Source organism: Micromonospora sp. NPDC048839 (assembly GCF_040649915.1).
Lineage (GTDB): Bacteria > Actinomycetota > Actinomycetes > Mycobacteriales > Micromonosporaceae > Micromonospora.
In genome coordinates this window covers 159,058-181,662 of sequence record NZ_JBEZGL010000003.1, presented here as the reverse complement: position 1 = coordinate 181,662, position 22,605 = coordinate 159,058, and the positions used below count along the sequence as shown (strand labels likewise).

Below are 22,605 nucleotides of genomic sequence, written 5' to 3'. Positions count from 1 at the left end.
CATGATCAACGGACGGATCCGGGGTCGGGGGGCGGGGTCGGGGGCGGGACAGGGCCGGGTGGGGGCGGGGGTGGGGTTAGTCGCTGTCGCTCCGCTGCGCGAAGCGGCCCTAATCGGGAGGAAGTGGGTCTACTTCCGAGTTAGGCGCGGGCGGCGGCTTCGGCTTCGGCCTTCATCTTGGCAGCGCGGTCGATGTCGGCCTGCTGGACCGCTGCCACCGAGCCGAAGGTCTTGACCGCCTGGTAGTAGGTCCAGGCCAGGCTGTAGCAGGCCGGTCGGACGACCGTGTTGTACGTGGTGCAGACGCGCTTCAGGTCCGCGTAGAAGGCGCTGTCCAGTCGGGACTTGTTGGCGGGGAACTGGCTGACCGCCTTGTAGTTGCGGTAGCCGAAGTCGTGCCGGTAGCAGCTGAGGCTGAAGGTGAAGCCGAGCGGGTTGTCCGGGCTGGATGAGCAGTAGTCGGTGGACCAGGTGAAGTTGTACTCGGCCCAGGGTGCCCGGTTGACCCGGGCGCTGTTCCAGGAGTTGTAGCTGGAGGCGCTGGTCTGCGTCCAACTCGACAGCACGGACAGCTTCTGGGCGGGGGTGACTGCGGCGGCGGGGGAGGCGATGGCGAGGGTGGCGAGCAGCGCGAGCGCGCCCGAGGCGAACAGGGTGGTGAGACGTCGGGGCACTTGTTACCTCCGCGGGGGTGGGCGGGTGGGACGGGAAGTTACCGGCGGGTCACCGGATGTCGACAAGTTTCGATCAACTGATCAACTGCTCGGTATGTGCCGCGCCAACAATTGGTGACAGGGGCTCAAACAGACGAATGCCCCGGCCACTTGGGGCGACCGGGGCATTCGGGGGAGCGGGTCAGCGCCTGACGAATGCCGGCAGGCTGGTCGGGCTCTCGTTGGCCGACCGGTCCAGCGCGGTCAGCTGGTAGGTGTAGCGCTCACCGGGCACGGCCGAGGCGTCCACCCAGGACTGCGCGTCGCCGGGTGTGGCGCGGACGGTGTCGACCAGGTGCGCGGCGTCCGCCGTGCCGCACCGACCGGGCAGGGTGGTGCCGTCGAACCGGTAGATCGCGTACGAGGTGGCGGTGCCGAGTGGCCGGACACCGTCGGCCGGCTGACGCCAGGTCAGCCGTACTCCGTCGGCCTGTCGGACCGCCCTGGTGACCACCGGGAAGAGCAGTGGTCTGGCCGGCAGGTGCGGCATGGCCGGCACCAGCGCGGGCCGGGAGTAGTGCTCGGCGGCGTAGATGTCGGTGGCGCCGAGCCGGTTGGCCCGCACCTGGACGGCCGAGAAGTGCACGTTGCCCTGCACCTCCGGGTACGACCGGTTGAGCGTCAGGTGGTCGGACAGCTCACGCGGGTTCTGCCAGTACGGCCCGTACGTCGGGTCGCCGCTCTTGTAGTCGGCCTGGCCGATGTAGAGCTGCACGCGGGTGCCGCGCACCGTCTCGGCCCACCACGGGACGAGTCGCGCGTAGTCGGCGGCCGGGTACTGGCCGATGTACCAGTAGAGCTGCGGGACCACGTAGTCGATCCACTCGTGCTTGATCCACGTGCGGGTGTCGGCGGAGATGATGTCGTACGACTGGCTGCCGGTGGTGTCCGAGCCGAGCGGGTCGGCGGCCTTGTTGCGCCAGATGCCGAACGGGCTGACGCCGAACTTCACCCACGGCTTCGCCGCCTTGATCTTGCCGTTCATCTCCTGGATCAGCAGGTTGATGTTGTCCCGCCGCCAGTCCGCCCGGTCGGTGAAGCCCCGGTTGTGCGCGGCGAAGGTGGCGTCGTCGGGCACCTGGTAGGTGCCGCTGGGGTAGGGGTAGAAGTAGTCGTCGAAGTGGACGCCGTCGATGTCGTACCGCTTGACCGCGTCCATCATCGCGGTCTGCACGAACTCGCGTACCTCGGGAATGCCGGGGTTGTAGTAGAGCCGGCTGCCGGCCACGCCGGCCGGCGGGTAGGCGAAGGTCCAGTCCGGGTGCTGCCGCGCCGGGTGGCCGGGCGCGAGTTGGGTGAGGTCGGCGCCGGCGCCGCCGGGGGCCGGCATGGAGACGCGGTACGGGTTGAACCAGGCGTGGAACTCCAGGTTGCGCTTGTGTGACTCGTCGACGAGGAAGGCCAGCGGGTCCCAACCAGGGTCCTGCCCACGGCTGCCGGTCAGGTACTCGGACCACGGCTCGTACGGCGAGGGCCAGAGCGCGTCGGCGGTGGGCCGGACCTGCACCACGACGGCGTTGTGGTGCAGTCGCTGGGCGAGGTCGAGCAGTTCCCGATATTCGGCCTGCTGGGTGGCGACCCGGTCCGGGCTGGTCTGGGACGCCTTGCTGGGCCAGTCGATGTTGACGACGGACGAGATCCACATGGCCCGGAACTGCCGTTTCGGGGTGGCCGGGTCGGTGGCGCAGGTGGCGGTGCTGGTGGTGGCGGCCGCGCTGGGTGCGGCGCTCGCGGGGGTGGCGCTGACGAATGTGCCAAGCAGGGCTGCGACCAGCCCGGCGGCTCCGAGTCGGGTGGCTTTCATGCGGTGTGTCCCTTCGTTGGGGCTCCCGGATGTTTCCGCGGCCTGCGGCAAGATTCGCCGTCGATGTCCGCGTTGCTGGTAGGAAATTTTCACAGTCTGGCCATCGCCGCAAGAGTTCGTGGTTGACCAATCGCGCCGCTGGGTAGCAACGCCGGTCACCGGCCGCCACGGAGGTGGTCGCACGGTGGGAGGGGTGACCAGGTGTCCGTGCTGCGTACGAAACCAATCAAGGACGTGATAGCCCAAGGTGAGGCGGACGGCAGCGACGGCAAGCTCGGCCTGAAGAGACGACTCGGCGCGCTCGACCTCACCGGCTTCGGCATCGGCATCGTGATCGGCACCGGCATCTTCACCCTCACCGGCATCGAAGCCCGGGACAGCGCCGGACCGGGCGTGGTGATCTCCTTCGCCATCGCCGGCGTGGTCGCCCTGCTCGCCGCCCTCTGCTACGCCGAGTTGGCCTCCAGCGTGCCGACGGCAGGCAGCGCCTACACCTACGCGTACGCCACGATGGGCGAGATCGTCGCCTGGATCATCGGCTGGGACCTGCTGCTGGAGTTCGCGCTCGGCGCGGCGGTGGTGGCCCGAGGTTGGTCCGGCTACCTCGCGGAGCTGCTCGACCTGCCGACCCGATGGTTCGGCGAGGAGGGCAGCACGGTGAACGTCGGCGCCATCGCCATCGTGCTGATCCTCGGCATCGTGGCGATCGTCGGCATCCGGGAATCGTCCCGGATCACCAACCTGCTGGTGCTGGTCAAGGTGGCGATCTGCGTGTTCGTGGTGGTGGCCGGTCTGTTCTTCGTCAAGGCCGCGAACCTCAGCCCGTTCATCCCACCGGCCGAGCCCGCCGGGAGCGGCGACGACGGCATCAAGCAACCGGTGACGCAGGCGCTCTTCGGGCTGGAACCGTCCGTCTTCGGCTTCGTCGGGGTGCTCAGCGCCGCCGCCGTGGTGTTCTTCGCGTACACCGGCTTCGAGGCCGTCGCCAACCTGGGCGAGGAGACGAAGAAGCCCAAGCGGGACCTCACCCTGGGTCTGCTCGGCACGCTGCTGATCTCCACCGTGCTCTACATCGGCGTCTCGCTGGTGGTGGTCGGGATGGTGCCGTACACCGAGATCGACCGGGGCGCCCCGATCGCGTCGGCGTTCGAGTCGGTCGGCGCGGGCTGGGCGGCCGTGCTGGTCTCCATCGCCGCGGTCGCCGGCCTGACCAGCGTCATCCTGGTCGACCTGGTGGCGATGGGCCGGATCGGCTTCGCGATCGCGCGGGACGGGCTGATCCCGCCGTCGATCGCGAAGGTGCACCCGCGCTGGGGCACCCCGTACCGGATCTCCGCGATCATGACGGTGGCGGTCGCGCTGCTGGCCGGCTTCCTACCGCTGTCCGCGTTGGCCGACCTGGTCAGCATCGGCGCGCTCTGCGCGTTCGTGCTGGTCTCGATCGCGGTGCCGATCCTGCGTCGCAAGCGCCCGGACCTGGAGCGGCCGTTCCGGGTGCCGTTCTCCCCGGTGCTGCCGATCGTCTCCGCGCTGGCCTGCTTCTACCTGATGCTCAACCTGTCGGTGGAGACCTGGCTGCGGTTCCTGGCCTGGATGCTGCTCGGCGCGCTGATCTACTTCGGTTACGGCTACCGCCGCAACCGGCTGGCCCAGCACGAACCGGCGGTCGCCCCGGCGCCGCGCGAGCCGAGCGCCTGACCGAGGTGCGGAGGGGCCGCGTGGCCCCTCCGCACGATCAGCTCAGGGGCGGGGTTGCGGCGTGGCGGTCGGACCCTTGACCACCGGCTTGCCGTCGACCCAGGTCACCTCGTCGAGCCAGACCTGCCGACCGGGGTCGGTGCTGCCCTCCTGGCCGGGCGGCCAGGCGTGGTAGAGCAGCCAGGTCCGGCCGTCCTTCACGACCATCGAGGCGTGACCGGGACCCGAGGCGGCCTCGGTGCTCCTCAGGATCGGGTTCTCGGCGGCCTTCACGCACGGGCCGGTCGGGCTCTCGCAGACCGCGTACCCCTCCGCGTACTCGGCCCGGTCGTAGGCGTTGGCGGCGAAGAAGAGCAGCAGCCGACCGTCCTGGCGGTGGAAGAACGGCCCCTCGATCAGGGTGCCCTCCCACGCCTCGGTCTGCTTCAGCAGCTTCGTCGGCTCACCGACGAGGGTCAGACCGTCGTCGGCGAGGCGCTGCGACCAGAGCCAGGTGTCCACCCCGATCGCGTTGCCGTCGTTCTTCCACAGCAACCACAGGCTGCCGTCGGTGTCCCGGAACGGGCTGGCGTCGATCGCCCCGCCCAGGTCGGCCTGGCAGATCAGCGGGCCGGCCGCGTCGTCGGAGTACGGCCCCTGCGGCGCGCTGGCCACCGCCCGTCCGACGCACTGCCGGCCCGACTCCCGACCGGCGACCGTGTAATAGAGGGCGAACCGGTCCGGCGCCAACTGGATGACCTCCGGCGCCCAGGTCTTGCCGGCGTCCGCCCAGTCCGGCAACGTCGGCAGCGCGTCCCCGGCCTCGGTCCAGTCGACCAGGTCCGTCGAGGTGAGCACCGGGACGTTGCGGCCGCCGGAGTTGGTGTGGAACAGGTACCAGGTGTCGCCCACCTGGATCGCCTGCGGATCCGGGGCGTCGGTCTTCACGACCGGGTTCGTGAACATGCTGGGGTCGCTCCCGCTGCTCGTGGTGGGGGTGGGCTCGGTGTCGTCGGCGCAGCCCGAAACGAGCAGCGCGGCGGCGAGAACGATCGCCGCCGCGCCACGTCGCCGGGCGGTCATGCGCGTCATCCCTTCAGACCGCTGCGGGAGACGCCCTGGATGATGTGCCGCTGAGCGAGCACGAAGAGGATCAGCACCGGCAGGCTGGCCAGCACCGCACCCGCCATGATCACCGGGTAGTCGGTGACGTACGAGCCCTGGAGCAGGCCCAGGCCCGGCGGCAGGGTGAGCTTCTCCGGGCTGAACAGCACGAAGATCGGCCAGAGGAAGTCGTTCCAGTTGGTGAGGAACGACAGCACGGCCAGGGTGGCCAGGGCCGGCTTGGACAGCGGCAGCACCACCTTGTAGAAGATCTGCCACTGGTTGGCACCGTCCAGCGTGGCGGCCTCCTCCAACTCGTTCGGCAGGGAGAGGAAGAACTGCCGCAGGAAGAAGACCCCGAACGCGCTGGCCGCGCCGGGCACCACCACCACGGCGAGGGTGTCGATCCAGTTGAGCTGGTCGACGATCAGGAAGTTCGGAATGATCAGCGAGGTCGGTGGAATGAACAGCGTCCCGACGATCAGGGCGAAGGTCACCCCACGCCCCCGGAACTTCAGCCGGGCCAGGGAGTACGCGGCCATCGAGGCGGTCACCAGCACCAGCAGCGAGTGCAGCGTGGCGGCCACCATGCTGTTGAGGAACCACCGCAGCACCGGGTTCGCCGAGTTGTTGAGGATCTGCTCGTAGCCGTAACCCGCGAGCGGATTCGGCAGCCAACTCGGCGGGATCTCCTGGGCGGCCGTGTAGGTCTTCAACGAGGTGATGACCATCCACACCAGCGGAACGAGGAAGACCAGGGTCAGCGCGACCAGGATGGCGTAGAGCCCGACCCGGCGCGGCCCCGATCCGGAGCCGTTGGTGGTCGGCGTGGGCGTCGTCATGGCGGTCCCCTCAGTCTTCCTTGTAGCGGAAGAGGCGGAAGTTGGCGATGCTCACGACCGCCAGCAGCAGGGCGAACACGATGCTCATCGCGGCGGCGCGACCGGCGTTGTTGTTGCGCAGGCCCTCCTCGACGATGAACCACACCACCGTGCGGGTCTCCGTGCCGGGCGTCCCCTGGGTGATCAGGAACGACTGGCCGAACATGTTCGCCGAGGCGAGCACGGTCGTCGTGATCACGAAGAGCAGCACCGGACGCAACCCGGGCAGGGTGACGTTGCGGAACCGCTGCCACGCGCTGGCCCCGTCCATCCGGGCCGCCTCGTACAACTCCGGCGAGATGTCCTGCAACCCGGCCAGGTAGATCACCGCGTTGAAACCGGAGGTCCACCACACGGTCACGCCGACCAGCGAGATCCACGCCCACGGCATGTTCGTCACCCAGGGCGTGTCCGACGGCAACCCGACCACGCCGAGGAGCCGGTTGACCAGGCCCAGGTTGGCGTCGAGCAGGAACCGCCAGAGCAGGCCGATCACCGCGACACCCAGCACGTACGGCGCGAAGTACACCGCCCGGAAGAACGTCCGGCCCGGGAAGGAGCGGTTGAGCAGCAGGGCCAACCCCAGCGGTACGACCACCAGCAGCGGCACCGACAGCACCGTGAAGATCGCGGTGGCGCGGATGCTCTGCCACCAGTCGCCGTACACGGCGGAGTCGCTGGAGAAGAGCTGCTTGTAGTTGTCCAACCCGACGAACGGCCGGTTGGGCAGCTGGAAGTCCCACTGGTGCACGCTCAGCCAGAGGCCGAGGATGATCGGCAACAGGCCGAAGACCCCGAACAGGACCAGGTAGGGGGCAAGGAACAGGTATGGCGTCGCCCGTCTGGTCCGACCCGCCGAAGCGGTCCGGCGGGCTTCGTTGGCCGCCGGGGGCGGCGCGTCACCGCGCGCCGCCCCGACCTCGATCACGTCCGCCACTGGTTATCAGCTCCCGTACTTCTTGCGGTTTTCCTCGAGCTGCTTGTTGGCCTTGGCCACGCCCTCGTCGAGCGCCTGCTGCGGCGTCTTCTTGCCGAGCGCGGCCACGTTGAACGAGTCGTAGAAGGTCTTGATGACCTCGCCGAGGCCCGGGGTCGCGGGCGGGAACGCCGCGTACTCCAGCTCGGGGGCGAGTGCCGAGATCTCCGGCAGCGCCTTGAAGTCGGCGCTCTCCCGGACGTCCTTACGGGCCGGGATCTGGCCGCCCTTGGCCCAGTCCAGCGAGTGCTGGCTCAGCCAGTTGATGAAGACCTTCGCGCCGGAGACCTTGTTGGCGTTGTTCGCCCGCTGCTTCACGATCGTGAAGTTGTGCGAGTTGGCCCAGGCTGCCGGCTTGCTGCCGAGCTGGGGGAGCGGGGCTACGCCCCACTGCACCTCGGGGCTCTTCTTCAGATCGTTGATCTGCCAGATGCCGTTGAAGGTGAAGGCGTTCTTGCCACTCTTGAACGCCAGGTACTCGGCGTCCTGCCCGACGTTGGCCGGCGAGTGGCCCTGCTTGACCATGTCGACCAGCCAGGTGCACGCCTCGATCGCCGGGTCGGAGTTGAACGTGGCCTTGGCCACCTCGGCGTCGAAGAGGCTGCCACCCCACTGGTTGAGCAGGGAGTAGAACGTCATGCCGCCGGTGAACTGGAACGGGCTGAGCCAGAAGCCCTGCACGCCCGACTTCTTGAACTCGGCGAGCGCCGCCGTGAAGTCGTCCTTGGTGGTCGGCGGCTTGTTCGGGTCCAGGCCGGCCTTCTGCATGACGGCCTTGTTGTAGTAGAAGCCCAGCGGGTGCATGTCCAGCGGGATGCCGTACCGCTTGTTGTTGTAGAGCCCGCCCTGCCACACGGTGGGCGCGAAGTCCGCCTCGGAGAGCTCCAGGTTCTTGGCCACGTCGTCCAGCTCGCTGATCACGCCGCGGGCGGCGAAGGTGGCGAGCTGGTCCATGTGCATGACCGCGATGTCCGGCCCGTTGCCGGTGGAGGCCGCGCCGGGGAGCTTGTTGTAGTAGTCCTCCCACTGGTACGTGGCCACCGACACCGCGATGTTCTGGTGCTCGGCGTTGAACTGGTTGACGAGCGCCTTGAAGATGTCCCCGTCGCCGCCGGTGAAGCCGTTCCACAGCTTCAGGTCCACCTTGGGGCCGGTGTACTCCTTGCCGCCGTTGCCGGCGGCCGGCCCGGAGGCGTTGTCATCGCCGCCGCCGCAACCCGCGAGGGTCAGCGAGGCCGCAGCGCCGAGTCCGAGACCGAGGCCGAGCAGGCGCCGCCGGCTCATGTCGTTCTGGATCATGCTTTATCTCTCCTTGAGGGGGGACGGTATGAATTGTGCCTGCTCAGCCAGGGGTCACAGCTAGGCGCTGGCCGGGCCGAAGCGGAGCACGCTCCAGGACACGGCGGGCAGGAGCACGGTGCACCGGCCGCCGTCGGGGGTGGGGATCGGTAGGTCCCGAGGCGTCACCCGGTCTGGCTCGGCCTCGGTGTTCGTCGCTGACGGGTCAGAGCCGGCAGCGATGCACTCGAACGACAGACCGGACATACCCGGCATGCCGCGCAGGTCGATCTCCAGCGGGAGATCGGTGGAGTCCCGGTTGACCGCGAACACGGTCAGCTCACCGGTCTCCTCGTCGTGCACGGCGACGGTGTCGAGCACCGGCACGTCCCCGTACTTCTTCGTGTCGTAGTGCGGCGACACCGGCTCGGTGCGCAGCACGGTGCCCCGCGCGTAGCGGGCGGTCAGCGCGAACGGGTGGAAGATGCTCTGCCGCCAGGCCGGGCCACCGGTGCGGGTGCGGATCGGCGCGATCACATTCGCCAGCTGGGCCTGCGCGGCCACCCCGACCCGGTCGGCGTGCCGGAGCAGCGTGATCAGCAGGTCACCGACGACCACCGCGTCGACGGCGGTGAAGGTGTCCTCGATCAGCGCCGGGGCCTCCACCCAGCCGCGCCGGTCCAGGTCGGCCTGGAGGCGGGACTCGTACCAGACGTTCCACTCGTCGAAGGAGATCTTCAGCTTGCGCCGGTGCCGCTGCTTGGCGGCCACGTGGTCGGCGGTCGCGACGACCTCGGTGATGAAGTTGTCCATGTCGACGGCCGAGGCCAGGATGCTGGCCTGGTCACCGTCGGACGGGTCGTAGTAGGTGTGCGCCGAGATGTAGTCGACGTGCTCGTAGGTGTGCTCCAGCACCGTCGCCTCCCACGAGGCGAAGGTGGGCATCCGCCGGTTGGAGCTGCCGCAGGCGATCAGGCTGATCGACGGGTCGATCATCTTCATCGCGCGGGCGGCCTCGGCGGCGACGCGACCGTACTCGTCGGCGGTCTTGTGGCCGACCTGCCACGGACCGTCCATCTCGTTGCCGAGGCACCACAGTCGCACCCCGTACGGATCCTCGGCGCCGTGCTTGCGCCGCAGGTCGGAGAGCTCCGTGCCACCCGGGTGGTTGGTGTACTCCAGCAGGTCCAGGGCCTCCTGCACCCCGCGGGTGCCGAGGTTGACCGCCATCATCGGCTCGACGCCGGCCTCGGCGGCCCAGGTCATGAACTCGTCCAACCCGAACGCGTTGGTCTCGATCGTCTTCCAGGCCAGGTCGAGCCGGCGCGGCCGGTTGCCGACCGGGCCGACCCCGTCCTCCCAGCGGTAGCCGGAGACGAAGTTGCCGCCCGGGTAGCGGACCACCGAGACGCCCAGCTCGCGGGTCAGGTCAAGCACGTCGCGGCGCAGGCCACGGGTGTCGGCGCTGGGGTGGCCGGGCTCGTAGATGCCGCCGTAGACGCACCGCCCCATGTGCTCGACGAAGGAGCCGAAGAGGCGTCGGTCGGCCGGGCCGATGGAGAAGGCCGGATCGACCGTCAGCTGCGCGGTCCGCAAGGGGGTGCCACCTTTCCTCGTGCCGATGCCCGGGTGAGCGCAGTCACCGTTCACCCGGTGTCCACCGTTTCTACAACGTTGTAGGCAACGTTGTAAAGAGCAGGTGACAAGGTAGGGTGCGCTGGGTTACCTCGGGGAGGTTGCGGAGTGCGACACAGACTCAAGGACGTGGCCGAACGGGCCGGAGTGTCGGTGAAGACCGTCTCCAACGTCGTCAACGGCTACGTGCACGTTCGGCCGGACACCCGTGCCCGCGTCGAGGAGGCCATCGCCGAACTCAACTACCGGCCCAACCTCTCGGCCCGCCACCTGCGCAAGGGCCGCACCGGTGTGATCGCGCTGGCGGTCCCGGAACTGGACATCCCGTACTTCGCCGAGTTGGCCCGCTACGTGGTCACCGCCGCCGCCGCTTACGGCTGGACGGTGCTCATCGACCAGACCGGCGGTCGACGCGAACAGGAACGGGTCGTCGCCTCCGGCATCACCGACCACCTGATCGACGGGCTCATCTTCAGCCCGTTGGCACTCACCGCCGAGGACCTGGCCGGCCTGGACGGCACCCCGATGGTGCTGCTCGGTGAGCGGGTCGAGCACGGCCCCGCGGATCGCGTGGTGATCGACAACGTGACCGCCGCCCGGCAGATCACCGAGCACCTGATCGAGCTCGGCCACCGCCGGATCGCGGCCATCGGCTCCCAGCGCACCGACGAGGGCGCGAGCGCCCGGCTGCGCCTGGCCGGCTACGCCGACGCGCTACGCGCCGCCGGACTCGACTACGACGAAACCCTGGTGGCGCCCGCGTCGGCCTGGCACCGCGCCGACGGCGCGGCCGCCATGCGGGGCCTGCTCACCTCCGGCGTACGCCCCGACGCCGTCTTCTGCTTCAACGACACGCTCGCCCTGGGTGCCCTGCGCGCTCTGCACGAGGCCGGCCTGCGGGTGCCCGAGGACGTGGCGGTGGTCGGCTTCGACGACATCGAGGACGGCAGGTTCTCCATCCCCACGCTCAGCACCGTCGCCCCGGACAAGGAGCGGATCGCCGAGCTGGCCGTCGAACTCCTGGCCAACCGGCTGGACGGTGACCGTGCCGCCCCGACGAGAGAGCTCTCCGCCCCCTACCGCCTGGAACTCCGCGAATCCACCCGGACCCCCTGACGTCGGGCCGGGTGGGTCAGTCGAAGAAGCGGGCCAGGTGGGATTTCGCGGCGGTCTCGGCGTCCGGGGGGAGCGGGGTCAGGTCGGCGAAGATCGAGGCGCCGTCGCAGCCGGCGTGCAGGGGATACCAGCGCGGGGTGCCGGGTGGTCGGCCCTGGCAGATCCCCTTGAACGTCTGGACGTCCATCAGCCGGACGTGAGTCGGGTCGGCCACCGCGTTCACGTGCCCCCACCAGGGACTCATCACGTGCAGCACGCCACCTGGACGGAGTACCCGGTGGCACTCGTCCACCAGCGGCAGGAAGTCGATCAGGTGCTCCAGGATGTGCACCGCGAACAGGACGTCCACCGAGTCGTCGGCGAGCGGTAGCGAGCCGGACAGGTCCGCGACGGCGTTCACCCCCGGCGCCGGGTAGATGTCCAGCCCCAGGTTGCTCGACCACTGCTTGGTCGGACCGCACCCGAGGTCCACCACCACGGGCGCCCGCCCGCCGACGCCGACCCGGCACCAGACGCCGTAGACGCCGGCCAGTCGCCCCACCAGGTCCCGCACCAGCCGCAGCTCGGAGGGCTCGGCCACGTCGCCGGTGAGGTGGGCCACCCCCCGGTCGAACCGCACCTCGACCGCCAGGCCCCGCAGCCGGTCGTCGTGCCGAGCCTGGTCCGCCCACGCCTGAGCGAGGGAATCGTCGATCGCCCGCAGCCGGTCGGCCGAGGGTGGAGTCTGTGCCAAAGCGACCATGCGGGCCACCTCCCGCCGCGCGTTACCCGCATTCCCGCCCGATATGCCCCGCTCGTCGGCTCTGGCCCGCTGCGACCGCACGACGCCGACGGGCGGGTCGCAGCCTTGTTGCTGCGGGAGCCCGGCGCGCCGGCCACCACTGTCGCCGCGCCGAGACGATGCCGCATTGAGCGATATACCTGTGAGTCATATTTATGCGCCACAGGTATATCGCTCAACTGGACAACAGGCCCGGACCCCGGTCCGGACGTCGGCCCGGACCCCGGCCCGGACAAGCCGCGTCGACCCGCAGGAGGGCCGGAGTTGGCTGCGAGGGTCAGCCCGAGAGGGTCCGCCGGCCCCCGCGCACCCGCTGGCGGGGTTGCGGGGCGGCGGGCTTCGGCCGCTTCAGGTGGTAGCGGTGCAACTCGTGGTGGCCGGGCAGGGACGGGTCCTCGCTCATCGCGACCAACTCCCAGCCCTGGTCACCAGCCCGGTTCAGGTGGGCCAGCGAGGTGTCGCCGTACGGCGTCACGTCGACCATGGAGCCGTCCGGGCCGTACCAGACGAAGACGACCTCCCAGCCGAGGTCGTTGCTCGCCGCCTGGCGGCGGCGGACCAGCAGGGCGTACTCCCACTTGAGCATGGCGTCATTGTCACCCCGCGCGGCCGCGCGGGCAGGGATCAATCCTCGGCGATCCGCCCGCCGTCCACCCGGAGCCGACGGTTCGTCTCGATGGCGGCCAACATTCGCCGGTCGTGCGTGACGAGCAGCAACGTTCCGGGGTAGGTGGCCAGCGCCGACTCAAGCTGCTCGATGGCGGGCAGGTCCAGGTGGTTGGTGGGTTCGTCGAGCACCAGCAGGTTGACCCCGCGGCCCTGGAGCAGCGCCAGCGCCGCCCGGGTCCGCTCGCCCGGGGACAGGGTGGCCGCCGGTCGCGGCACGTGCGCCGACCGCAGGCCGAACTTGGCCAGCAGGGTCCGCGCGTCCGCCGGCGACATGTGCGGTACGGCCGTATGGAACGCGTCGATCAACGGCGCGTCGCCGAGGAACAGCCCCCGTGCCTGGTCCACCTCGCCGACCACCACCCCGGGTCCGAGCGAGGCGGTGCCGGCGTCCAGCGGAAGCCGCCCCAGCAGCGCGGCCAGCAGGGTGGACTTGCCCGAGCCGTTCGCCCCGGTCACCGCCACCCGGTCCGCCCAGTCGATCTGGAGGTCGACCGGGCCGAGGGTGAAGCCTCCCCGGCGTACCACCGCACCTCGTAGCGTGGCCACGACGGCGCCGGCACGGGGTGCGGCGGCGATCTCCATCCGCAGCTCCCACTCCTTGCGGGGCTCCTCGACCACGTCGAGCCGTTCGATCAGCCGTTCGGTCTGCTTGGCCTTGGCGGCCTGCTTCTCGCTGGCCTCGGCGCGGAACTTGCGGCCGATCTTGTCGTTGTCGGTGGCCTTGCGCCGGGCGTTCTTCACGCCCTTCTCCATCCACCCGCGCTGGGTGCGCGCCCGAGCCTCCAGCCCGGCCTTGGTGTCGGCGTACTCCTCGAAGTCGGCGCGGGCGTGCCGCCGCGCGACCTCGCGCTCCTCCAGATAGGCGGCGTAACCGCCGCCGTAGTGGTTGACCTGCTGCTGCGCCAGGTCCAACTCCAGCACCCGGGTCACCGTGCGGAGGAGGAACTCGCGGTCGTGGCTGACCAGCACCGTGCCGGCGCGCAGCCCGGTGACGAACTCCTCCAACCGCTCCAACCCGGCCAGGTCCAGGTCGTTCGTCGGCTCGTCGAGCAGGAACACGTCGTACCGGCTGAGCAGCAACGACGCCAGCCCGGCGCGGGCCGCCTGACCGCCGGAGAGCCCGGTCGTCGGGTGGTCCAGGTCGACCGCGAGCCCCAGGTCCGCGCTCACCTGCTCGGCGCGTTCGTCCAGGTCCGCGCCGCCGAGGGCGAGCCAGCGCTCCAGCGCGTCGCCGTACGCGTCGTCGGCGCCCACCACCCCGGCGGTGAGCGCCTCGGTCGCCGCGTCCAACGCCGCCTGCGCGGCGGTCACCCCGGTCCGCCGGGCCAGGAAGTCCCGCACCGTCTCGCCCGGCCGCCGGTCCGGCTCCTGCGGCAGGTGCCCGACGCTCGCCGTGGGCGGGCTGAGTCGCACGGTGCCGGCCTCGACCGGCAACAAACCGGCGAGGGTACGCAGCAGCGTCGACTTGCCGGCACCGTTCGGCCCCACCAGGCCGACCACGTCACCGGGGGCCACCACCAGGTCCAGCCCGGCGAAGAGTGGGCGGTCGCCGTGCCCGGCGGCCAGGTCCTTGACGATCATCGTGGCGCTCATCAGAACGGGAGCCTATCCGGCTGCCGGCATACGATCCGACGGGAGCGGGCAGACTCAACGGCGTGGTGACCACACTGGCGATCGACTGTGGCGGCGGGGGCATCAAGGCGTCCGTGCTCGACGAGGCGGGGACGATGCGAGCGCGACCCCTGCGCGTGCCGACCCCGTACCCGTTGCCGCCCGCGCTCTTCGTCCGGACCCTGCTGGATCTCGGTGGGCGCCTGCCAACGGCGGACCGGCTGACGGTCGGCGTACCGGGGATGATCCGGCACGGGGTGGTGGTGACCACACCGCACTACGTGACCCGCAGCGGCCCGCGCACCCGGGTCGACCCGGACCTGCTCGCCGAGTGGTCCGGCTGGGACGCGCGCGGCGCGCTTGCCGACGCGTTCGGGGTGCCGGCGCTGGTGCTCAACGACGCCGAGGTGCACGGCGCCGGGGTGGTCGCCGGCACCGGCTGCGAGCTGGTGCTGACCCTGGGGACGGGGCTGGGCAGCGCGCTCTACGACGGCGGGGTGCTCGCACCGCACCTGGAGCTGTCGCACGCACCGGTGCGGTGGGGCACCACCTACGACACGTACGTGGGTGAGCCGGAACGGCGGCGGCTCGGCGACGCCTTCTGGTCCCGGCGGATCCGGCAGGTGGTGGACGGGCTCCGCCCGGTGTTCCGCTGGGACCGGCTCTACCTGGGCGGGGGCAACTCCCGACTGATCCGGCCCGAGCAACTGGCCCGGATGGGCGACGACGTGGTGGTGGTGCCGAACACGGCGGGGATCGTCGGTGGCGTCCGCGCCTGGGAACTGGCCGCAGGCCGCCGGGACGCGCGAACCTGACGTGATCTCGCCGGATCTCGGCCTCGGGAACAGTCGCCAAACGCCTGACGTTGTGCCAGCGTCGGAACAGGTGACGGTGCGACCCGAGGAGGTGGGCAGATGGATCTTCTGGCGGACTACCGGCGGGCGACCATGTTCTTCGAAACCGGTGACCCGAGCGGGGCGGCCCGACTGCTGGAGCCGATCGTCGACGCCGAACCCGGCAACGCGGCGGTTCGGCAGTTGCTGGCTCGGGCGTACTTCCAGTCGGCCCAGCTCAACCGGGCCGAGGAGCACCTGCGCGAGCTTGTCGAGCGGGACCCGAGCGACCACTACGCGCACCACGTGCTCGGTCGGACGCTGGAGCGGCTGAACCGACACACCGACGCGCTGCGGCACCTGCGGATCGCCGCCGCCATGTACGCGACGAACGACGACTACCGGATCGCGCTGGAGCGGGTGGAAACCCGGGTGGGCGGCACGCGCTGAGCGTGGACGTGCGGGGGCGGTCCTTCGGGGTCGCCCCTTCGTCGTCCAGCGGCCGTACCCTTCCTCGTCCGGCGGGCCGGCCGCCGGGCGTGCCTAGGATGGCGGACATGGGACCTGACCGGGCGGGGGCCGCGGCATGAAGCTCAAGCTGGACCTGCACGAGATCTTCAACAAGGGGCAGGACATCGACCGCGCGTTGCGCGGGATCATGGACGAGGCGGTGGCGAAGAAGGCCACCCTCGTCGAGATCATCCCCGGCAAGGGATCGGGTCAGCTCAAGAAGCGGGTGCTGCGGTTCCTCGACCAGAAGGACGTCAAGCAGCTCTACCACCGCGTGGAAAAGGACTCCAAGAACTTCGGCCGCCTCTTCGTGCACTTCCGCTGGAAATAGCGGCCGCATAGCCTCTGAGCTGCATGGCAGGCCGCTGCGAGGGCCGTTGAACCATGCTTATGCCGTGTCCAGGAGTCCGCGCGGCAGTTGCGGTGGCGAGCTGGTCGCGGTTACCGCGCCTCCGGCGGGGGCGCAACGACTCCGAGATGGTCGGGGGTCCGTCGGCGGGTCGCGGTCCGTGGGTGGTTGCGCTGGCCCATCCCGCCAGCCGGCGACCCGGGCGAGCCGAGCAGACCGCCGACCGGCCCGCCAGCGTCCGTACGTGCGTCAAGGTCCGCTTGACGTGGCGGGCCGGTCGGCGGCCCGCTCCCCAGGAGGGCGGGTCGGCGGCAGACGGGATGGCGCTCAAGGCTAGGGCGACGGGGAGGCGTTGTCTTCGTCTTGCTGATGGACCTTAAGGAGCGCACCTTCCGCCGGGTTTTCCATTTCCGTAGGGTGCCCCCGCGCTTTGTGGGGCAGCGGTTTCCTCAGCGCCTTATTTAGCAGCAACTTATACAGCGGCGTGAGATGGGCGTATATGAGTAAGTTGTCATAATCCGCCTCCTTGTTCATTTCGGTTGCAAGTAACTCGTACTGCTGCTGGTAGAAAGCGTATGCGGCAAGGCATTCAGGCATTCGATACACAATAGCGTGATTGAAGCACTCCGTGAGGGACTCCATGCATGCTCGCGCGGGGATTTGGACCTGTGCCACAGTTATCGATACGAGCAGCGTAGAGCCACAACTCCTTTCGGAATGCAGTCATCACCTCGCGCCGCTTATCAAGCTCCCGGAACATGCGCTCTCGGTTGAAGGAGTCGAGGGTCGATCGCCGACTTAGCCCGGCACCTATCCAAACGCCAGCCAAACCTACGAGACGACGGGCGCGGGCAAGGCCGGACGTCCGTGGACTGCGGTGGACGGTTCGGACTGCTCAGCCCTGCGGCTGGCGCAGCTCAAAGTCGGCTGGTGGTTCTTTCGGGACGAAGAGGTCGTCGTCTGCCGGCAATGCTGCCTTCCCGGTGCTGGGTGCCCCCTGAGGCTGTACTCGCGCTGTTACTTTGTGTCGCGGGGAGGTGGACCGTGGTCGATGAGGTGCGGGTGGACCCAGCCGTCTTGGATGCCCAGGCGCGAGTAGCGCGAGACCTCGGGGAGGCGCTGCGTGGGGACTTGGCGGACGTGGAGCCGGAGTCTGCGCAGGCGGCACGTGATTTGTCGGGATGGCTGACTGGCCAAGCAGTGGCGGATTTGGTGTGGCGCTGGCGCGATGACCTGACGAAGCTCACTGATCAGATGAACGGGATGTCGGAGGGTCTGCGGAGCTGCGCAATGGACTACCGGCACACGGACCGGGCCAGCGCCGAGCACTTCCGAGGGGTGGCCGGGTGGTGACCTTCCGAGTGGTGACCTTCATCGAGCTGCGTGATGCCCAACTGGGCTCGGTGGGCGAGGCGGCGCTGGCATGGCGGTTGTTGGCGCGCCAGGTTGGTGAGCTGGAACGCCGGGTGGTGCATGAGTTGGACGGGCCGTTGAGGGCGTCGGGGTGGTCGGGCGTGGCTGCGGAGGCAGCGTTTCGGCGCCTCAGCGGGGTCGGCGACCAGGTCGAGTTGTCGGCTTTGCAGTCAAGGTTGGTCGCTGCGGTGTTGGGCCGCGCCGCGTCCGAGTTCGTGGATGTGCAGCGGCAGTTGCACGGGGCGTTGGACGCGGTGGCGCTATTGCGCTTGCAGGTAGATGAGACGGGCCGGGTGAGCCCGGGTCTGATCGAAGACTGGCAGCGCCACTCGGAGGAAGGCCAGGCGGACTGGCGGCGCCAGTGTGAGAACGCCCGGATCTACGACGACCTGATCGGCAAGATCCTGGACGAGGCGAACGACCGGGACGCCGAGATTCAGCGAGCACTGCTGCGGCTGCAACCGGACGGCCCGGGTGCGATGGACGTCTACGAGTGGAAGGACGCTGTCAACGACGCGCGCAACATGGCAGCGACGTTCGGCGTCACCGAAGCCGCGATTCCCCGCCCCGGATCGGATCCCGTTAAGGCCAGTGAGTGGTGGCGGGGTCTGACCGAGGATGAGCGGCAGCTGTATCTGACGGCCTACCCCGAACAGGTCGGAGCTGTGGACGGGTTGCCGGCATCGGCGAGGGACGAGGCCAATCGGCTCGGGTTGCGCGCCCACCTCGGCGAGTTGGCGATGGCATCGGCCTACAGCGAACAGGATGAACGCGAAAAGGATCGGCTGAGCAACCTATTGGGTCGGTTGGAGGGCGCGGAGTACGGACCGCCGGGGCAGCAGTTGTTCCTGATCGGCCTCGACAACGCGAACGACGGCAAAGCCATCGTGGCGGTCGGCAACCCGGACGACTCCCGGCACACAGCCGTCGTCGTTCCCGGTACGGGGACGAAGCTGGATGGTATGCGCGGTCAGATTGACCGTGCCCTCGACATCCAAGGCGCCGCAGCGCGATACGCGGGGCCGACCGGCGGACCGGTGTCGGTCGTCGCCTGGCTCGGCTACGACACCCCAGGAATCGACGGCAGCGCGGTGAGCTACCGGCTGTCCAAGGAAGGGGGGCAGGCCCTGGACGGCTTCGTCAATGGCCTGCACGCCGCGCATACCGCCGACAGCAGCCATGTGACCGCGCTGGGGCACAGCTACGGCAGCGCCGTGGTGGGCGAAGCGGCCAGCCGCGGCGATGGACTGGCTGTGAACGACATCATCACCGCGGGCAGCCCCGGCATGCATGTCGACTCCGCCTCCCAACTCCACCTCGACCCGCGCCACGTCTGGGCCGGAGGGGCTGCCGACGACCCGATGACCGGCGCAGCGGGCAGCATTTGGGGCATCCACGACGACGAACCAACCGATCCGAGCTTCGGTGCCAACCGGTACCACGTCGACACGACAGGACACAGCGGCTACTGGAAACCTGAAAGTACAAGCCTCAACAACCAAGCCCGCATCATTGTGGGTATGTATCCCGACGTGACCCTTGACCACGGGAAGGCACCCCAGTGAAGCGGCTTCCTTCCGTCCTGGCAGCCGTCGGGCTCCTCCTCCTGGCCGCCGGCTGCACAGACGAAGAACCCAAAAGCGAGAAGAGCCCTATCTTGCAGACCCGACCGAAAGCCGACGTCGAGCAGGCCACCCGAAGGCACATCGCCGCGATCATCCAGGCGGTCGGCGAAGGTAAGCCGGATCCCAACCCGCCTCAGATCCTGCACGCGCCCTGCGACGGTCCGAACGGGGAGACGGCCAGCGACGGTCGCTACTACGTCAGCGGATTAAGCCACATCACCCTCCCGGGCGAGCAGCACCGGGCGGTGGTCACTCAGGCACGCGACAAGCTCCAGGCTCAGGGCTACCAGGTCGACGAGTACCGCGACCTGCCCACCCCCACTGGCGCCGAACTGCGCCTGTCCGACCCGCAGGACGGCTCCTCGGTCACACTGGCCAGCTCCGGCGATCGGATCTGGCTCGCACTGATCGTCCGGTCGGCCTGCATCCTGCCCCCCGACGGGAACTACCCCGACTGAGGACGGCGTTATGACCTCGTCGGTTGACACCAGCCGACAGCCATCCCCGGGCGGAGGTCGCTCCGGGTCGCCTGTGGGATGGCCATCGACAGCAACGCTGACAGCAACCGCGCCGGACGCCAGCGTGTCGACGAGTGCGGGCATGGACGAAGCTCCGAGCGTGCAGCCGTTCCCGGACCAGCGCAGACGAGGTGTACAGAGCTTGTAAGCGCGACGTCAGGCGGAGAAGCGCCGCGTCGGACAGATGGAAGCTCCCCCCTGTCGACTCGATGGCAGTGGCATCATGTCGATCCATGACAGTGGATTGGGTCGGTGTGGTCAGCACAGGTGCAGTTGGTCTCGCAGGCATCGCCGGCACGGCCTGGGCCGCCGGCCAGCAGAGGAAGTCGACGCGCGAGCTAGCTGTGCAGGCGGTGGCTGTAGAACGTCGACGCTTGCAATCACAGATGCGTCGCGAGGAGTACCTTTCCTACCTGCGCGCACTTGAGTCGGCCTTCGATCTTCAAAATAAGCTCCGGCACGAGTATGCCGCTGGCGGTCTTACGCAGGCCAGTCGTTTGGCAACCGACGCCAAGCTTGTGGAGCTAATCGAGCATGTCGTACGGCTCCGACTTTGTGCCCCCACCCTGATCATCGATATGGCGGACCATCTGCGCAAGGTGGTCGCAACCATGTTCGAGGAGACCATGGTCGACGGCGGTGCGTTGCTGGACACGTATGCGGAGGCGCAGCAGGAATTGACGGACGCGATGCGTACCGACCTCGACCGTCTTGAGCGAGCCATCAGTGAGGTGTCGGGCGACGGTGAGGCATCGAGGAGGCAGCAGGAGCCTTGATCGAGGTTGATGCCGAACGGCGAGCGACGACACAACCGATCTGCTCCCCGACGCGAACCGTTGACGATCGGCAGAGGCCGACAGGTTGAGTCCGCATCCCCCCGGCGGGGGTCGGAGCCTTTGGAGGCACCAAGATCAGGCCGTTTTCCAAGCCGTCTGAGGTGAACCAGCGGCGATCACGGATGACCGTCGATGACCTGTCCAAGCCCAGGTCACAGGGCGTCTCGTCCAGTTTGATCGGCTACCCACGCGCGTTAGATCAATACCGCTGGAAGTAGCGGCGACACTGCGGAAACGGTCTCCCCGAGTCAGCAAGCCACCCGACCAACCGGTATCGGACTACCCTCATCGGCGTGCCCGCTGATGATCTTCCGCTGCCTCCCGCGTTCGACGCGATTACGGCCTGGGCTGGTACAGGGCGGGTGGTGCGTGCCACCGAGCAGGACGTGGCGACGTGGCGGCTTCCCGAGCCGCAGAAGGCCGCGCTGATCTCCTCTGGCGTACCGCTGATCGATGGGCTGGTCGGTGCGGTGTCATTCTCCGCGGAGCCGACGAGGTGCCGGTTGGCGTACGACGACGATCCGCTCTGGGTGTACGGCGCCGCGCCGAGGACCGGTGAGGTGCACCTGTGGTCGTCGGACGGCAGCGCCACGTTCGTCAACTCGACGATCATCCACTGGCTGTGTTCGCTGCACATGGTTGGTAGCTGGCTGACCAGCTCAACCGTCATCGACCGCTGGGACGAAGACGAACAGGCCGAGGGGCAGGCGCTCGCAGAGATCGCCGACCTGTTGGAACGCATCAGGGACCTGGACCCACCCGCGTTCGGGGACGGGGACCACACAGCCCAATTCTGGCCCGGAGTGCTCGACCGGTGGCTCTACTGATCGAGGCGGACGTCTACTGTCGATGATGTGTCGTGACATGCTGCCAGCACATCGCCGATCCCGTCGGCGCGCATCCGTCCCGGTACTCAGCGCGGACCGCTGCTCGTCAGTTCTCCAGAATCGTGGCCACCAGGACGAGGCCGGCCAGTCCGATCACCACGAGCGCGCTCGAAGTCATCAACAGTCTGATGGCGATCTTCCACTGCTGGCGGAAGGGGTAGTAGGCGACTCCGACCGGTCCGGCGAGGACAAGGACGACCATGGGGATCAGGCGTAGCCCGTCAACCGCCCCGGCAACGATCCCGAACACGCCGACAAAGCCGAAGAAGATCGCGGCGTTGGCGACCGCGGAGCGGAAGTTGGCGTAAGCACTTTCCTGTAGGTCGGCGATCGCACCTCGGATGTCCCGCTCCGCCTGCGCCCGCTCCTGAACAGACATCGGTCTGCGTGGTTTGCCTCGGCCCTTGTTGCTCCCCGCGACCATCCGGCGACGATAACAACCACCCGTCGTTCCGGGCTGTCCCCAATCGAGCGCCTCAGGCGGCGTAGCCGATCGGTGATTCGCCTTGACGACGGCATCGGTAAGTCGTAGCTTACGTTCGTGGCTACTTACGGAGTGCACCCGGGCTGGGAGGCCCTGGGCGACCCAAGCCGGCTCGCCATCGTTCAGCGGCTGGCTGAGCGTCCGCGCGCCGTCGGGGAACTGGCAGACGACCTGCCGATCAGCCGGCCGGCCGTGTCGCAGCACCTCAAGGTGCTCAAGGGCGCGGGCCTGGTCGTCGACCAGTCGGTGGGGACCCGTCGCGTCTACCGGCTCAGTCCGGTCGGGTTGGCCGCTCTGCGGGACCAGCTCGACACCTTCTGGCGCCGGGCGTTGGACGGTTATCAGGACGTCGTTGAATCGACCGAGGAGAGTTCATGACGCAAGCAGCTACGGCGGTGGTCCGCCGACAGATCGTCGTCAACGCACCGATCGAGCGGGCCTTCACCGTGTTCACCGAGCGGTTCGGCGACTTCAAGCCGCGCGAACACAACCTGCTTCAGACCCCGATCGCCGAGACCGTGTTCGAGCCGAGGGTTGGCGGTCACATCTACGACCGGGGTAACGACGGCAGTGAATGCCGATGGGCGCGCGTCCTCGCGTACGAACCGCCGACCCGGGTCCTCTTCAGCTGGGACATCGGGCCGACCTGGCAGGTCGAAACCGACCCGGACCTCACCAGCGAGGTCGAAGTCATCTTCGTCGCCGAGACTCCCGACCGGACCCGGATCGAACTGGAACACCGGCACCTCGACCGGCACGGCCCCGGCTGGGAGTCGGTCCGGGACGGGGTCGACAGCGATACCGGATGGCCCCTCTACCTCAGCCGCTACCACTCCCTCTTCGGTGGCGAAAGCTAACGGTGCGACCAAGCCGCCGCAGGAGATGCAGCAAGCAACGGAAGCGGG

24 protein-coding genes are annotated in these 22,605 nt (G+C 68.9%); 12 read left to right on the top strand and 12 right to left on the bottom strand.

Annotated elements, in window-relative coordinates:
* Window positions 1-140: 140 nt before the first annotated feature.
* Both AB0C25_RS06845 and AB0C25_RS06840 read right to left on the bottom strand, forming a co-directional pair.
* Window positions 141-674, bottom strand: a complete 534-nt coding sequence (locus AB0C25_RS06845) for a phospholipase (protein ID WP_357370381.1) — start codon at window positions 672-674, stop codon at window positions 141-143.
* Window positions 675-855: 181 nt separating this feature from the next.
* Window positions 856-2,517, bottom strand: a complete 1,662-nt coding sequence (locus AB0C25_RS06840; RefSeq protein WP_357370380.1) for a family 10 glycosylhydrolase — start codon at window positions 2,515-2,517, stop codon at window positions 856-858.
* A gap of 201 nt (window positions 2,518-2,718) precedes the next feature.
* On the opposite strand from AB0C25_RS06840, the gene AB0C25_RS06835 reads away from it, so the two are divergent.
* Window positions 2,719-4,215, top strand: a complete 1,497-nt coding sequence (locus AB0C25_RS06835) for an amino acid permease (protein ID WP_357370378.1) — start codon at window positions 2,719-2,721, stop codon at window positions 4,213-4,215.
* A 42-nt stretch (window positions 4,216-4,257) separates the two neighbouring features.
* On the opposite strand, the gene AB0C25_RS06830 is transcribed toward AB0C25_RS06835, so the two are convergent.
* The 5 genes from AB0C25_RS06830 to AB0C25_RS06810 are packed head-to-tail and all read right to left on the bottom strand — an operon-like array spanning window position 4,258 to window position 10,029.
* Window positions 4,258-5,277: a glycoside hydrolase family 43 protein gene (locus tag AB0C25_RS06830; RefSeq protein ID WP_357370376.1), complete on the bottom strand. Its 1,020-nt coding sequence runs from the start codon at window positions 5,275-5,277 to the stop codon at window positions 4,258-4,260.
* Window positions 5,278-5,282: 5 nt separating this feature from the next.
* Window positions 5,283-6,140, bottom strand: coding sequence for a carbohydrate ABC transporter permease (locus AB0C25_RS06825; RefSeq protein WP_357370374.1), 858 nt, complete (start codon window positions 6,138-6,140; stop codon window positions 5,283-5,285).
* Between the two features lie 10 nt (window positions 6,141-6,150).
* On the bottom strand, window positions 6,151-7,116 hold the full coding sequence (locus tag AB0C25_RS06820; protein ID WP_357253908.1) for a sugar ABC transporter permease: 966 nt from the start codon (window positions 7,114-7,116) through the stop codon (window positions 6,151-6,153).
* A gap of 6 nt (window positions 7,117-7,122) precedes the next feature.
* A complete protein-coding gene (locus AB0C25_RS06815; protein ID WP_357370372.1) occupies window positions 7,123-8,454 on the bottom strand; it encodes an ABC transporter substrate-binding protein in 1,332 nt (443 codons plus the stop codon).
* Between the two features lie 60 nt (window positions 8,455-8,514).
* Window positions 8,515-10,029 (bottom strand): alpha-N-arabinofuranosidase, encoded by a 1,515-nt coding sequence (locus AB0C25_RS06810; RefSeq protein ID WP_357370370.1) that lies wholly within the window; start codon window positions 10,027-10,029, stop codon window positions 8,515-8,517.
* 147 nt (window positions 10,030-10,176) lie between these two features.
* Here AB0C25_RS06810 and AB0C25_RS06805 point away from each other — a divergent pair, with 147 nt between their 5' ends.
* On the top strand, window positions 10,177-11,184 hold the full coding sequence (locus AB0C25_RS06805) for a LacI family DNA-binding transcriptional regulator (RefSeq protein ID WP_357370368.1): 1,008 nt from the start codon (window positions 10,177-10,179) through the stop codon (window positions 11,182-11,184).
* 16 nt (window positions 11,185-11,200) lie between these two features.
* Here the strand turns inward: AB0C25_RS06805 and AB0C25_RS06800 are convergent, their stop codons facing one another.
* The 3 genes from AB0C25_RS06800 to AB0C25_RS06790 all read right to left on the bottom strand — a co-directional run bounded on the left by AB0C25_RS06800 (window position 11,201) and on the right by AB0C25_RS06790 (window position 14,227).
* Window positions 11,201-11,926, bottom strand: a complete 726-nt coding sequence (locus tag AB0C25_RS06800; RefSeq protein ID WP_357370366.1) for a methyltransferase domain-containing protein — start codon at window positions 11,924-11,926, stop codon at window positions 11,201-11,203.
* A 316-nt stretch (window positions 11,927-12,242) separates the two neighbouring features.
* The gene (locus AB0C25_RS06795) at window positions 12,243-12,551 is read right to left on the bottom strand and encodes a hypothetical protein (RefSeq protein WP_357253917.1); all 309 of its coding nucleotides are present in this window, start codon (window positions 12,549-12,551) and stop codon (window positions 12,243-12,245) included.
* A gap of 38 nt (window positions 12,552-12,589) precedes the next feature.
* A complete protein-coding gene (locus AB0C25_RS06790) occupies window positions 12,590-14,227 on the bottom strand; it encodes an ABC-F family ATP-binding cassette domain-containing protein (RefSeq protein WP_357370364.1) in 1,638 nt (545 codons plus the stop codon).
* A 62-nt stretch (window positions 14,228-14,289) separates the two neighbouring features.
* On the opposite strand from AB0C25_RS06790, the gene AB0C25_RS06785 reads away from it, so the two are divergent.
* The 3 genes from AB0C25_RS06785 to AB0C25_RS06775 all read left to right on the top strand — a co-directional run bounded on the left by AB0C25_RS06785 (window position 14,290) and on the right by AB0C25_RS06775 (window position 15,919).
* Window positions 14,290-15,060, top strand: a complete 771-nt coding sequence (locus AB0C25_RS06785; protein ID WP_357370361.1) for an ROK family protein — start codon at window positions 14,290-14,292, stop codon at window positions 15,058-15,060.
* Window positions 15,061-15,159: 99 nt separating this feature from the next.
* Window positions 15,160-15,528 carry a tetratricopeptide repeat protein gene (locus AB0C25_RS06780; RefSeq protein ID WP_357370359.1) on the top strand — a complete coding sequence of 123 codons (369 nt, stop codon included), beginning with the start codon at window positions 15,160-15,162 and terminating at the stop codon, window positions 15,526-15,528.
* Between the two features lie 136 nt (window positions 15,529-15,664).
* Window positions 15,665-15,919 carry a Smr/MutS family protein gene (locus AB0C25_RS06775; RefSeq protein ID WP_007465523.1) on the top strand — a complete coding sequence of 85 codons (255 nt, stop codon included), beginning with the start codon at window positions 15,665-15,667 and terminating at the stop codon, window positions 15,917-15,919.
* 351 nt (window positions 15,920-16,270) lie between these two features.
* Here the strand turns inward: AB0C25_RS06775 and AB0C25_RS06770 are convergent, their stop codons facing one another.
* Entirely contained in the window at window positions 16,271-16,534 is a 264-nt protein-coding gene (locus tag AB0C25_RS06770) for a hypothetical protein (RefSeq protein WP_357370357.1), read from the bottom strand.
* Between the two features lie 372 nt (window positions 16,535-16,906).
* Between AB0C25_RS06770 and AB0C25_RS06765 the strand changes: the two genes are divergently transcribed.
* From AB0C25_RS06765 to AB0C25_RS06745, 5 genes are all read left to right on the top strand, one after another.
* Complete coding sequence (locus AB0C25_RS06765) at window positions 16,907-17,290, top strand: WXG100 family type VII secretion target (protein WP_357371050.1); 384 nt, start codon at window positions 16,907-16,909, stop codon at window positions 17,288-17,290.
* An 11-nt stretch (window positions 17,291-17,301) separates the two neighbouring features.
* On the top strand, window positions 17,302-18,915 hold the full coding sequence (locus AB0C25_RS06760) for an alpha/beta hydrolase (RefSeq protein WP_357370355.1): 1,614 nt from the start codon (window positions 17,302-17,304) through the stop codon (window positions 18,913-18,915).
* Between the two features lie 92 nt (window positions 18,916-19,007).
* Entirely contained in the window at window positions 19,008-19,433 is a 426-nt protein-coding gene (locus AB0C25_RS06755; protein ID WP_357370353.1) for a hypothetical protein, read from the top strand.
* 293 nt (window positions 19,434-19,726) lie between these two features.
* The gene (locus AB0C25_RS06750; RefSeq protein ID WP_357370351.1) at window positions 19,727-20,269 is read left to right on the top strand and encodes a hypothetical protein; all 543 of its coding nucleotides are present in this window, start codon (window positions 19,727-19,729) and stop codon (window positions 20,267-20,269) included.
* Window positions 20,270-20,622: 353 nt separating this feature from the next.
* Window positions 20,623-21,156: an SUKH-4 family immunity protein gene (locus tag AB0C25_RS06745; protein WP_357370349.1), complete on the top strand. Its 534-nt coding sequence runs from the start codon at window positions 20,623-20,625 to the stop codon at window positions 21,154-21,156.
* A gap of 106 nt (window positions 21,157-21,262) precedes the next feature.
* On the opposite strand, the gene AB0C25_RS06740 is transcribed toward AB0C25_RS06745, so the two are convergent.
* Window positions 21,263-21,595 carry a hypothetical protein gene (locus tag AB0C25_RS06740; RefSeq protein ID WP_357370347.1) on the bottom strand — a complete coding sequence of 111 codons (333 nt, stop codon included), beginning with the start codon at window positions 21,593-21,595 and terminating at the stop codon, window positions 21,263-21,265.
* A 162-nt stretch (window positions 21,596-21,757) separates the two neighbouring features.
* Between AB0C25_RS06740 and AB0C25_RS06735 the strand changes: the two genes are divergently transcribed.
* Both AB0C25_RS06735 and AB0C25_RS06730 read left to right on the top strand, forming a co-directional pair.
* Window positions 21,758-22,078: a metalloregulator ArsR/SmtB family transcription factor gene (locus AB0C25_RS06735; protein ID WP_357370345.1), complete on the top strand. Its 321-nt coding sequence runs from the start codon at window positions 21,758-21,760 to the stop codon at window positions 22,076-22,078.
* On the top strand, window positions 22,075-22,557 hold the full coding sequence (locus AB0C25_RS06730) for an SRPBCC family protein (RefSeq protein WP_357370343.1): 483 nt from the start codon (window positions 22,075-22,077) through the stop codon (window positions 22,555-22,557). Before AB0C25_RS06735 ends, AB0C25_RS06730 begins: the two co-directional genes overlap by 4 nt.
* The last annotated feature ends 48 nt before the right edge of the window (window positions 22,558-22,605 follow it).